The organism is Bacillus cereus group sp. BcHK124 (assembly GCF_027712065.1).
Taxonomy (GTDB): Bacteria; Bacillota; Bacilli; order Bacillales; family Bacillaceae_G; genus Bacillus_A; species Bacillus_A pacificus.
Map to the genome: position 1 here is coordinate 60,589 of NZ_JAQFPJ010000010.1, position 12,946 is coordinate 73,534.

The window sequence follows — 12,946 nt, forward strand, 5'->3', positions numbered from 1 at the left end:
TGAAGAGATGGAGGATCTATCAATAAAGGTAGTGGAGCAAAAAAACACACATATACAAAAAAAATATAAAAAGAAAAAGAAATTAGATTATATATGGGCATATGTCATGATTGCCCCAACTATGCTAGGGTTATTCATTTTTTATATGTGGCCAATTTTGCAAAATATTTATTTTAGTTTTACAGCGTGGGATGCGTTTGGTAGCTATGAATGGATTGGATTAGAAAACTATAAAAAGATGTTTACTGATCAAGATTTAGGAAAGGCTTTTCAAAATACATTTATTTATATCGTGCTTACTGTTCCAATCAGTATATTTTTATCCATCATATTAGCGGTGCTATTAAATCAAAACATTAAAGGGAAATCCCTGTATAGAACATTATATTTTTTACCTGTTATTACAATGCCTGCTGCAATCGCGATGGTATGGAAATGGATCTATAATTCTGACTATGGGTTACTCAATTACATGTTATCATGCTTTGGAATTGATGGTCCTAATTGGCTTACCAACCCTAACATTGCATTATATTCAATTATTATAGTTGCGATTTGGGGTGGGATAGGATATAACATGGTTATTTTTCTATCTGGTCTCCAAAACATCCCTAAAACATACTATGAAGCAGCAATTATGGATGGAGCCCGGCCAATTACAATTTTCTTTAAGATTACATTGCCACTTTTATCGCCAGTTATTTTCTTTGTAACGATTATGTCTTTAATTGGGGCATTTCAAGTATTCGATCTCATCTTTATGATGATTGGTAGAACAAGTAATGTAATTGAAAATACACAATCTATTGTTTATTTATTTTATCAAAATGCCTTTATTTTGAATGAAAAAGGATATTCGGCAGCCATAGCAGTTATATTATTAATTATTATATTAATCATTACAGCGATTCAAATGATATTACAGAAAAAGTGGGTGCATTATGATGAATAAAAGAGTAGGTGCAGTCAATAAAAATAAAATTATGATTCATACAATACTTATCATAGGTGCCTTATTAACCATTGGTCCTTTTATTTGGATGATATTAACGTCTCTAAAGACTTATGCAGAATCTGTTCAAGTTTCACCAGTTATTATCCCATCTCAATTTATGTGGAGTAACTATACGGAAATATTCAACTTATTACCATTTTTAAAATTTATGATGAATACTGTAATTGTTACAATAGCTAGAACGATTGGGCAGTTGTTTTTATGCTCATTAGCAGCTTATGCTTTTGCTAGAATACAATTTCCAGGTAGAAATGTACTGTTTTTACTAACTCTTTCCGTCCTAATGGTTCCAGCTCAAGTGTTTTTGCTTCCACAATATTTAATTATGGTAAAACTGGATTGGTTGAATACATTACAAGCGGTAATTGTACCTGGGTTATTTAGTGCATTTGGTACCTTTTTATTGCGTCAGTTTTTTATGGGCGTTCCAAAGGAACTAGAAGAAGCGGCGAGATTAGATGGTTGCAATCACTTCCAAATTTATTGGTATGTTATGCTGCCTCTTGCGAAACCAGGTTTAATTGCACTTGGTATATTTACAACACTCTGGTCTTGGAATGAATTGATGTGGCCGATGATTGTAAATAATTCACCAGATATGATGACATTATCAGTTGGTTTATCTTCACTACAAGGGCAATATGCAACAAACTATCCTGTACTAATGGCGGGATCATTTTTAGCGATTTTACCAATGTTGTTATTGTTTATTTTTTTACAAAAACAATTTATTGAAGGAATTACAATTACAGGTGGAAAATAAGAATAATAGAATAGGAGAGGATATGTATGATTACGGCGGCATTAATTGGGGCAGGAAGTCGTGGAATGTACGCTTATGCTTCTTACGCGTTAGAACATCCAACAGAGATAACTTTTGTTGCGGTTGCAGAATTGGATAATGCAAAAAGACAGAAATTCTCTGAAATGCATAACGTTTCGGAAGATATGCAATTTGAAACATGGGAAGAGTTATTAGCGAAAGAAAAGCTTTGTGATGTATTGCTTATTTGTTCGCCCGACCGGTTTCATTATAAACCTGTAATGCAAGCGATTGAGAAGGGATACAAAATTTTATTAGAAAAACCAATGTCACCAAGTCCTAAAGAGACATTGGAAATTGCAGAGGCTGCCACGAGATATAACGTGTTATTAACAGTATGTCACGTGTTAAGGTATGCACCATTCTATAGGACTTTAAAAGAAATTGTTGATCAAAAGAAGATAGGGGATATCGTTTCAATTCAATGGAATGAAAATGTCGGTCATTGGCATCAAGCACATAGTTTTGTAAGAGGGAATTGGCGTAATAAGTCTGAATCAAGTTCAATGATTTTGCAAAAATGTTGTCATGATATGGATGTGCTACAATGGCTTGTGGGTGCAGAGTGTGAAAAGATTTCATCTTTTGGAAGTTTGACTCATTTTAAATCCGAACATGCACCTAAGGGTTCGACGTTACGTTGTACAGATGGTTGTGAAGTTGAGGGAAACTGCCAATATTCTGCTTTAAAATGGTATTTACATGAGAGAGATGAATGGCCAGCGAATGTAGTTTCTATTGATACAAGCATTGAAAATAGACTGGAGGCACTAAAAAAGGGACCTTATGGGCGTTGTGTGTACCATTGTGACAATGATGTTGTGGATCATCAAGTAGTAAATTTGCTGTTTGATAATGATGTAACAGTTGCTTTTACAATGTCTGCATTTACAAAAGAGTGTTGCCGTACGTTTAAAATTATGGGAACACATGGTGAAATTCATGGTCATGATGTATTAAATGAATTGAAGGTCAAATATTTTTCAGGTGAAGTTGAAACGATTTACCCAAAAACAATAGAAGGTGGACATATGGGAGCAGATAATGCAATTATGACTGATTTTATCGAAAAGGTAAAAAGCAATAAAACAGAAAGTTTAACGTCTGCAATGATTTCGGCAAATAGTCATTTGATTGCATTTGCTGCTGAAAGATCAAGAATAACGGGTGAAACAGTAAATCTTAAGCAATATGTGACAGAGTTACAACAATCGATGAATCTAGCAAAGTAAGAAAAGTGCATATAAAGAAACAAATTAAATATACGATTCAAGTAAATTTTAACAGATAGAATAAGCTTATCTTTCTCTGTGAGAAAGTAATGGTAATTCCTATTTTCATTCGATATAATAGCCATAAACTGGTCATAACAACTTTATAGATGAGGGAGTAAAACATGATTGCAAAAGATAATCGAACACCATTATACTACCAACTAATGGATATTATTGTGGAGCAAATTGAAACTGGGAATTTACAAGAACATGATAAGCTTCCATCAGAACGTGAACTATGCGAGATTCATGATGTAAGTAGAACAACAGTAAGGCAGACGATGCAAGAATTAGAAAAAGAAGGATATATTTATAAAAAACATGGTAAAGGGAGTTTTGTCTCACCTCGTGTATTTAATCAAAGTCTTGTCCGTTTTTATAGTTTCACAGAAGAAATGAAAAAATTTGGAAAGGTTCCATCATCAACAGTCGTATCATTTTCCATAATTCATTGCGATAAAAAAATATCGAAAATTATGAATCTTAACAATGGAGAAGAGGTATATCAAATTACGAGATTAAGGTTAGCTGATAAAGAACCCATGCTATTTGAAACATCTTATATTCCTGTAAAGTTCTTTCCATATTTAACGAAGAAAGAATTAGAAGAAACACCAATGTACGAGATTTTCCGTACAAAATACCAAGTTCATATCACACGTGCGGTGGAAAGTTTCAAAGCGATTGCAGCAGAAAAAGAGCATGCAACATGGCTACAAGTTGAAAAGAATGAACCATCTTTATCTCTAGAACGTATTGCATATGCGAAAGAAAATATAATTGAATACACACAGACCATTGCAAGAGGAGATAAATTTACTTACACAGTTGAATTACAATAAGTATAGTTATACTTATTGTAATTCAACTGGTAATGATGACGTGATAAGATGTGGACTAATATTAAGGGGGTTCTGAAATGTTATTACATGCAAATGATGAAATAAGAGAAACATATGGAGCGTGTTTTACAGCGAAAGAAATTGCACAACAGCCAGATCTTTGGGAGCAAGTATATTTGAATTTTCAAAGCAAACATCATGAAATTATAGACTTCTTTTCACGTATTTCAAGAGATCATGAACAAGTGAGGGTTATTTTCACTGGTGCAGGGACATCTGCTTTTGTTGGAGACACAATTGTTCCATATGTAAAAAGGATTACGGATTTAAAGAAAATGCATATTGAAAGCATTCCAACAACAAATATAGTCTCAAGTCCTTATTACTATCTTCAGCCAGACATCCCAACAATTTTAGTGTCTTTTGCTCGCTCAGGCAATAGTCCAGAAAGTGTAGCGGCAGCGCAATTAGGAGAACAAATTATTCATTCAGTTTATCATATTATTTTAACATGTAATGAAGAAGGAAATTTAGCGAAGCAATTTCAGCATAAAGAGAACGCTTTTGTTATGTATATGCCACAGGAGGCAAACGATCAAGGGTTTGCAATGACAGGAAGTTTTACCTCTATGATGTTAACTGCACTTATGTTATGTAACTATAATCAGACCCATCTTTTAGAACCTAGCATTATGGATATTGTAAGATTAGGAAAAGATGTAATCAAAAAACAAGAACAGGAAATTCAACGAATTGCAGAAAAAGAATTTCGTAAAATTGTATTTTTAGGATCAGGCGTATTCGAGGGACTTTCTCGAGAGGCTGCTTTAAAATTTTTAGAGTTAACTGCTGGTCGTATCCCAGTTACGTTTGACACAACACTTGGGTTTAGGCATGGACCGAAATCAATTTTAGATAAGGATACAGTTGTTGTATTATTTTTATCTAATGATGAGTATACGAAAAAATATGATCTTGATTTATTAAAAGAGCTTTTTCAAGAGAAAGAAAGAAGCGAGATTATTGTTATAGCACATCAAGATAATCAGGAAGCAAGGCGAAATTCAAATACGTTTTTATGCAATGACGGACGCAATCTGAAAGATGACATGTATATTACGTTTATTTATATATTATACGGACAAATTTTAGCGTTATATAAATCTATTGCATTAGGGATTACTCCAGATAACCCTTGTCCAAGTGGAAGTGTAAATCGTATCGTTCGAGGGGTAACAGTACATCCTTATAAAGGAAAGGAATAGCAATTTATGAACTACTATGTCAAAGCATCTATGTATCTACTAGAAGATGGTGTTCGTGAGGGTGGATATTTACATATTGTAAATGGCTACTTTCTAAAACATGTTGAAGAAATAGTAGACGGAGCGTTAGTAATGGATTTTGAAGGAAGTATTATTTCTCCAGGATTTGTGGATACACATATTCACGGTGTAGCGGGACATGATGTAATGGATAGCACACATGAATCGTTAAACAATATTTCTATTATGTTATTGGAAAATGGTGTTACGAGTTTTTTACCTACAACATTAACTGATTCTTCGGAAAATATAATGAAAGCTTTAAAAAATATAGCTCATGCAAAAAAAAGAGGAGTGGATGGGGCCAATATTATTGGAGCTTTTCTGGAGGGACCTTGTTTTACGGAGGTCTATAAAGGTGCACAAAACTCTAAATATTTTATTGATCCAACCATTGAAATGTTAGAGGAGTGGATTGTTGCATCAGAAGGGACAATTAAAAAAATTGCCATGGCACCAGAGAGGAAAGGTGCTATTGCGTGTATACATCATGCTGTGAAAAAGAATATTCATGTAGCAATTGGGCATACGAATGCAAACTATGAGATATGCCAGAATGCGATTCAAGCAGGAGCGACGATTTTTGTGCATACGTTTAATGGAATGAAAGGATTACATCACCGTGAACCTGGCGTTGTTGGAGCGGTACTCTCAACTGAGCATGTGTATGGTGAAATCATTGTAGATGGACATCATGTACATCCAAGCGTAGTGAATATTTTATATAAATGTAAAGGATACGACAAAACTTGTTTAGTTAGTGACTGTATGCGAGCGGGCTTATTAGGGGATGGCACATATAATTTAGGAGAATTTGTTGTCCAAGTGCAAGACGGCATTGCCCGAACAGAGGCGGGTTCTTTAGCAGGAAGTACACTTCGATTTATTGATGGTGTGAAGAATATAGAGAAATGGACAAATGCATCGTTATGGGAATGTGTTCATATGGGATCGTTAATTCCTGCTAAAAGTATTGGAGTTGATAATGAAATTGGAAGTATAGCACCAGGGAAAAGAGCTGATTTTCTTATATTAACAGAGGATTTAGATCTTATAGGAACAGTTGTAGGGGGAGAAATGAAATATAAAAAGAATAAAGAGAGGATTTGAGAGTATGCTTGTTTCAACTCAATTTATACTGAGAAATGCACAAGAACAGGGTTATGCGGTTCCGGCTTTTAATATTCATAATTTAGAAACTTTAAAAGCAGTAATTGAATCCGCAGTAGAGCTTAGGTCACCTGTTATTATAGCTGCTACACCAGGCACAATAAAATATATGGGAAAAGAATATCTTTTGCATATGATTGAAGCAGCGAGAAAGCAATATGAAATACCAATTAGCCTACATTTAGATCATCATGAGGATATAAGTGATATTAAAAATTGTATTGATTCAGGAGTTCGCTCTGTTATGATTGATGCATCGCATCATCCATTTGAAGAGAATATTCAGATTGTTCGGGAAGTTTCGTTGTATGCAAAACAATATGGAGTAACAGTAGAGGCTGAATTAGGGCAATTATCAGGAATAGAAGAAGATATAAAAGTAGAAAACTCAATTTATACAGATCCTTACCAAGCGAAAGAATTTGTAGAACGCACGAATATTGACTCATTGGCAGTTGCAATTGGAACGGCACATGGACTATATAAAGGGGAACCAAAATTAGATTTACAAAGATTAATAAATATCAGAAAGCAAGTCAATATTCCTCTTGTACTACATGGGGCATCTGGATTATCAGACAGTTTAGTGCAAGAAACGATTCGTTTAGGAATTTGTAAAGTAAATATTGCAACAGAGCTAAAAATTGCATTCGGAACAGCATTACGCCATTATCTACATTCTCATCCAGAAGAAAATGATCCGCGTAAATATTTTTCAGATGCAATTATGGCGATGAAACGGGTTGTTGCAGATAAAATAAAGATGTGCAAAAGTTTAAATCGTGTGTAAGGAGATATTCTTATGATTGCGACAATTACATTGAATCCATCTGTTGATATGCGATATGAATTAGGAGAATTAAAACTAAACAAAATACATCGTACGAAAGACTATGAAAAAACTGCGGGTGGAAAAGGCATTAATGTATCGAGAGTACTTCGTTTGCTTGGAGAAGAAGTAACAGGAGCTGGGTTACTTGGTGGTAGTAATGGTGAGTTCATAAGAAAAAGATTGAAAGATTTATCAATTATTGATGAGTTTGTTTCCGTTAAAGAAGAAACTCGCAATTGTATAGCGTTAATCACAAAAAAATCTGCGTCAGCTACTGAAGTATTAGAAGCAGGACCAGCTATTTCAGAGGATGAAATAGCTCTTTTTATAAAAAAATATGAAAGGATAGTAAAAGATTTTGAGTTTATTGTTGCATCGGGAAGTTTACCTAAGGGTATTCCAAATTCATTTTATCAACAGTTGGCACAAAAGGCGGCTGAAAACGGTAAAAAATTCATATTAGATACAAGTGGAGAACCATTATTGCATGGCATACAAGGAAAACCATTTTTAATTAAACCAAACAGGCAAGAAATTTGTCAGTTGCTTCAAAAAAAACGTGTGTCACAGGAAGAAATGATTGCGGAAGCAACTAAAATCTGCGAGGGGGGCGTGCAGTATGTTTTGTTATCACTTGGAAGAGAAGGAGCGATACTTATTACGAAAGATGAAAGCATAAGGGCAATTATTTCAGAAATAAAAACAATCAATGCCGTTGGCTCAGGTGACGCAATGGTTGCAGGAATAACGTTAGCACTCGCAAAGGGGTATGGGATAAAGGATGCACTTCGTTTTTCGGTGGCGTGTGGAATGGCTAACGCAGCTGAGGAAATAACAGGTTACATACAGCTTAAAAATGTAGAGAATTTCTATAATGAAATTACAATTGTCTAAAAGTAGGAAGGGGAGAAATATGGGGAAGTACGTTGCTTGTTTTGATATTGGAGGAACTTTTATAAAATATGCAATGATTGATGAACAAGGAATGGTACATGAACAAGGGAAAATAACAACACCAGTACAAAATCAAAAGAAAGAAATTTTGTATCGCATTTGTGAAGTAATATATGAGTTTGAAAAGAGCTATAAAATTCATTCTGTAGGTGTATCATCGTGTGGGATTATTGATAATATCAAGGGGGAAGTTCTGTATTCTGCCAATATTTCGGGATATAGCGGTACAAAAATAGCAGATTACATTTATAGTGAGACAGGGTATGTGGCGAGTATTGAAAATGATGTTCGTTCAGCTTGTCTCGGTGAAATGTGGAAAGGAGTAGGGCAGGGGAAAGAACATATTGTTTTAATCACACTTGGAACCGGAATTGGTAGTGGAATCATTATAAATGGCAAAATGCTTCAGGGAGTGAAAGGATTAGCAGGAGAGCTTGGTCATATGATAATTGTTCATAATGGAGAAAAATGTAGTTGTGGCGGAGAGGGATGTTATGAGAGATATGCATCGACTTCGGCATTGATTCGTCAGTATAAAGAAGCATCAAAAATTCAAGGGCTAGAGATAGGTACAATCACAGGTGAAGAAATTATAGAACGTATGTACAGAGGAGAACGATTGGCAAAGGATGTATATGAACAGTTTCTACAGTATGTTGTTGCTGGTTTAGTAAATATTACTTATATATTTAACCCCGAATTAATTATTATTGGGGGAGGTATTACAGAGCAAGGTGAACCATTTTTGAAACAAATTCAAGAAAGGTTCCATGACAAAATAATGGATATCTATCAAAATAAGGTGGAAATCGCTTTAGCATCATTACATAATGATGCTGGTGTATATGGAGCTTGTTATGTAGCGTTGAATCAATGTGAGGAAAAGTCAATGAAGATATAATTTTAGAAGATATTTATCGAGAATAGTTAACACGTAGAGCTTTTTATTTTCAAACAACCATTATCTTGTTTATATATCAGCTGATGGTTGTTTTTGTTTGAAATATTAATAGGAATATACATTTGTTGATGATGTGCTATAAAGTATGTACGGATGTGATTTATCATTTTGGTTCTCGATTTGAAGTATAAGTCAAAGGGAATAGAATTATGAAGAAATTACCAAAAGTATGGTAAGATAACATTGTCATACAACAAGGGGGATTTGTTTTATGGAAAATGGAGTTCTTGCTAAAGTAGATGTAACGAAAAGAATTGAATCGAAATCTAAGTACAATAAGAAACTTGAAAAATATCAAAGGCGCTTATTAGCGTTGCAGCAAATTGTAAAAGAAGAAAAAATTGCAGTTATGCTCGTTATGGAAGGCTGGGATGCGGCTGGAAAAGGTGGGGCGATTAAACGAGTGACGGAACACCTTGATCCGCGTGGGTTTCAAGTAAATCCAATTGGAGCACCAGCACCTCATGAAAAACGATACCATTACTTGCAACGTTTCTGGCGTAAACTTCCTCAGTACGGGCAAATTACTATTTTTGATCGCTCATGGTACGGCCGTGTGTTAGTTGAGCGGGTTGAAGGTTTTGCTACAAAGGAAGAGTGGACGAGAGCGTATGACGAGATCAACGATTTTGAAAAACTATTAACAGATGATCATTATATAATCGGGAAGTTCTTCTATCATATTAGTAAAGATGAACAGTTAAAAAGGTTTAAAGATAGAGAGAACAACCCTTTGAAAAGATGGAAAATTACAGATGAAGATTGGCGTAACCGTGAAAAATGGGACGAGTATGTTGAAGCAATGGAAGAAATGTTTGAAAAAACAAATAAGCCAAATGCGAAGTGGCAAATTATTGCGAGTAACGATAAATTATACGCTAGATTGAAAACGTTGAAAGTAATTATTTCGTTAATTGAGGATTACCTGTTAGAACATAATATAGAATTACCTTCGTATTATTATGAGATGAAAGAAGGTAAGACAGAAGATTTTAAAATGAATTAAGATGTAGTTGTAAAATAGTACAAAGTTTGTTTATGAAATATAAAGTAGAAATACCCTGTAATTTTGAACAATAAAATTACAGGGTGTTTTTTATTTAGAAACATTTTACAAATAACAGAATAAAGTATATAATCAATAATCATATTAACATTGTTAATATGATTATTGATTATATACTATGTGGGGGTCTTATTTTGAAAGGAAGAGATGTTGTTTTAGGTTTATTAATGGGAAAAGAATTGTCTGGTTATGATATTAAAATTGTGTTTGAAGATGTATTTACTCATTTCTTTGATGGAAGTTTTGGGATGATCTATCCAACGTTACGTCAGTTGGAAAAAGAGGGGAAAATAAAAAAAGAAGTTGTTATGCAAGAAGGGAAACCGAATAAGAAAATGTACTTTATTACAGATGCAGGGCGTGAAGAGTTTTATCAATACATGCAAACGGATGTAGAGAAAGATGTTTTACGTTCAGATTTTTTAATGAGGATGTATTTCGGTAATTACAGCGATGGTCAGGCGATAAAAAAATGGATTAAGGACGAAATTGAAAGGAAAGAAGCATACATTGCGGATCTACGTCTGAAATATGAAAAGTGGAGAGAAGGTATTACTTTTGTTGAGGAAATTTCACTTGATGTAGGAATCGCATCGTATAGTGCTCAAGTAGAGACTTTGAAAAGAAAACTAGAGCAACTAGAAGCAAAAGAACACAATAAAATGGAAGAGTGAAAAAACGTTCATAATAAATAAAGGGGTAGAAGAACATGGAACAATCAAAGGGTATTAAGATTGTCTTTTTAATGTGCTTAGGTATATTTCTTTGTATGATTGATACGACAATCATGAATATAGCTTTACCAGCGATACAAACGAGTGTAAATACTTCATTAGAAAAGATGTCTTGGGTATTAAATGTTTATACAATGACAATAGCTGTACTCGCTATTCCGCTAGGACGGATAGCTGATATTTTTGGGAAAGCAAAGATGTATATTGTTGGTTTGATAATTTTTGGTGGTGGATCAGTACTTTGTGCTTTTGCTAATACGGGCGATTTTCTTATCTTTTCTCGCTTTATACAAAGTGTAGGTGCAGCGATTTTATTTCCAACTAGTATGGTAATTGGCGTATCAGCTATGCCATTAGCAAAGAGGCATGTTGCACTTGCGATTTTGGGAGTAACACAGGGACTATCAGCTGCGATGGGTCCAGTAATAGGTGGAATTATTACACAAAATTTCGGTTGGAGATGGGTGTTCTTCGTAAATGTTCCAATTTGTATTCTTGGAATCATTTTATGCTGCATTATGTTACAAATAAAAAATGAAGAACGTATTATCTCAAAAATAGATTGGGTAGGACTACTATTAAGTAGCTTAGCAATTTTTTCTTTTACTCTCATATTAGTAAAAGGAAATACATGGGGATGGCAAAGTAATATAGCCTTGTCTTGTTATGCAATTAGCACTATTTCTCTTATTCTATTTGTTCTAGTGGAACGAAAGGTTCATAATCCAATGGTGAATTTAAATTTATTTCAAGATCGAATGTTTGTTGGAGCATCTATCGTTGTTATATTAAGTAATGTATTTTTAATTGGAGTTACTGTATTGCTTCCGACGTTCTTGACGAAAATACAAGGTCGAACGGAAATTGAAGCAGCTTTTTTAGTGACACCTATTTCAGCAATGATATTTTTTGTCTCACCAGCTGCAGCAACTTTAATTAAAAAACTCGGAAAAGTAACTATTATTTTATCAGGCTTTCTTGTGATGGGCTTATCTTATTATTGGTTGCAAATGATTGATGTTAATTCAACAAATATAGAAATTATTATTCCATGTATGATATTGGGTGTTGGGTATGGTTTAGTAGTAGGTCCAATTACAGTTTTAAGTGCTTCTTCGTTTGAAGGGGAATTATTAACTGCTTCTCAAAGTGTCGTGTCAATGTTGCGGCAAGTAGGTATTGTTTTAGCGGTCGCAATATTTGTATCTAACTTAACTCACAACTTAACTGTAAATAAAGAGAATGTATATCGTTATGCAGAAGAAAAGGTGCGTAATATTCATGTAGGTAATGCTCAGCAAGCGGAGATATTACAAATGACAAAAGAAAAAATAGAGAATCAAAGTATAGAAACGAATGTAGAAAAGCATCAAAATGAAAAATTTGTAGGGTTACATAAAGAGAAAAAAGACGAATTAATTCACCAAAAAGTAGATGAAGTGTTAAATGCTGTTCCAGTAGAATATAGAGATATAAAAAGAGAAGAAGTTATGAATCAAGTGACAAATGAAGTTGAAAAACAAGAGGAAAGTATAAAGAAAGAAGTACTCGCATTTTCGAATGATGTAAACCATTATGCTAAGAGTCAGATGGCGATGAGTTTTACAGATTTATATAAAGCGAGTGTGCCAATTATTTTAATTTGTGCTTTAGTAAGTTTGTTATTTTCGGAAAGAAAGGTTTTGAGTAAAAAGAAAAGTGGAAGAGTAGTAGAGGAAGTGTAAAGAAAACAGGCTAATAGCAGCCTGTTTTTTGTTTTTTGATTACATATTGTGAATGGTAGAATTTTTAATATAGCATGAGAGAAGTCGAGTTTGGTTAGAAAGTTTTTTAGAATGAAAGAGAAGAATGGAAAATGGCATTGAATATGTAACGTTAAACATAGTACATTAACAAGAGGGTTTAATTTTAAAGGGAGGATGAAGAATTGTTACATAAGGCGGGGGCTTT

The 12,946-nt window shown here is 34.0% G+C and carries 12 protein-coding genes; all 12 read left to right on the forward strand.

Translation table 11 applies throughout. The features are described 5' to 3' along the window. Positions 1-7 precede the first annotated feature (7 nt). Entirely contained in the window at positions 8-952 is a 945-nt protein-coding gene (locus tag PDK19_RS16415) for a carbohydrate ABC transporter permease (protein ID WP_000389886.1), read from the forward strand. Further along, a complete protein-coding gene (locus PDK19_RS16420) occupies positions 945-1,778 on the forward strand; it encodes a carbohydrate ABC transporter permease (RefSeq protein WP_002163696.1) in 834 nt (277 codons plus the stop codon). Before PDK19_RS16415 ends, PDK19_RS16420 begins: the two co-directional genes overlap by 8 nt. A 26-nt stretch (positions 1,779-1,804) precedes the next feature. Then, the gene (locus tag PDK19_RS16425; RefSeq protein WP_000626886.1) at positions 1,805-3,070 is read left to right on the forward strand and encodes a Gfo/Idh/MocA family protein; all 1,266 of its coding nucleotides are present in this window, start codon (positions 1,805-1,807) and stop codon (positions 3,068-3,070) included. 164 nt (positions 3,071-3,234) lie between these two features. Continuing rightward, the gene (locus PDK19_RS16430) at positions 3,235-3,954 is read left to right on the forward strand and encodes a GntR family transcriptional regulator (protein WP_000560690.1); all 720 of its coding nucleotides are present in this window, start codon (positions 3,235-3,237) and stop codon (positions 3,952-3,954) included. A 77-nt stretch (positions 3,955-4,031) separates the two neighbouring features. Beyond that, complete coding sequence (locus PDK19_RS16435; protein ID WP_000924262.1) at positions 4,032-5,219, forward strand: SIS domain-containing protein; 1,188 nt, start codon at positions 4,032-4,034, stop codon at positions 5,217-5,219. Positions 5,220-5,225: 6 nt separating this feature from the next. After that, entirely contained in the window at positions 5,226-6,389 is a 1,164-nt protein-coding gene (gene nagA, locus PDK19_RS16440) for an N-acetylglucosamine-6-phosphate deacetylase (protein ID WP_001110427.1), read from the forward strand. Positions 6,390-6,393: 4 nt separating this feature from the next. After that, positions 6,394-7,239: a tagatose-bisphosphate aldolase subunit GatY gene (locus PDK19_RS16445; protein WP_000961490.1), complete on the forward strand. Its 846-nt coding sequence runs from the start codon at positions 6,394-6,396 to the stop codon at positions 7,237-7,239. Positions 7,240-7,251: 12 nt separating this feature from the next. Further along, entirely contained in the window at positions 7,252-8,175 is a 924-nt protein-coding gene (gene pfkB, locus PDK19_RS16450; RefSeq protein ID WP_000562120.1) for a 1-phosphofructokinase, read from the forward strand. A 19-nt stretch (positions 8,176-8,194) separates the two neighbouring features. Next, the gene (locus PDK19_RS16455; RefSeq protein ID WP_014893853.1) at positions 8,195-9,136 is read left to right on the forward strand and encodes an ROK family protein; all 942 of its coding nucleotides are present in this window, start codon (positions 8,195-8,197) and stop codon (positions 9,134-9,136) included. 271 nt (positions 9,137-9,407) lie between these two features. Next, on the forward strand, positions 9,408-10,202 hold the full coding sequence (locus PDK19_RS16460) for a polyphosphate kinase 2 family protein (protein ID WP_000427391.1): 795 nt from the start codon (positions 9,408-9,410) through the stop codon (positions 10,200-10,202). 194 nt (positions 10,203-10,396) lie between these two features. Beyond that, positions 10,397-10,936, forward strand: a complete 540-nt coding sequence (locus PDK19_RS16465) for a PadR family transcriptional regulator (RefSeq protein WP_000678338.1) — start codon at positions 10,397-10,399, stop codon at positions 10,934-10,936. Positions 10,937-10,971: 35 nt separating this feature from the next. After that, positions 10,972-12,720, forward strand: coding sequence for an MFS transporter (locus PDK19_RS16470; RefSeq protein ID WP_000438141.1), 1,749 nt, complete (start codon positions 10,972-10,974; stop codon positions 12,718-12,720). Positions 12,721-12,946: the final 226 nt, after the last annotated feature.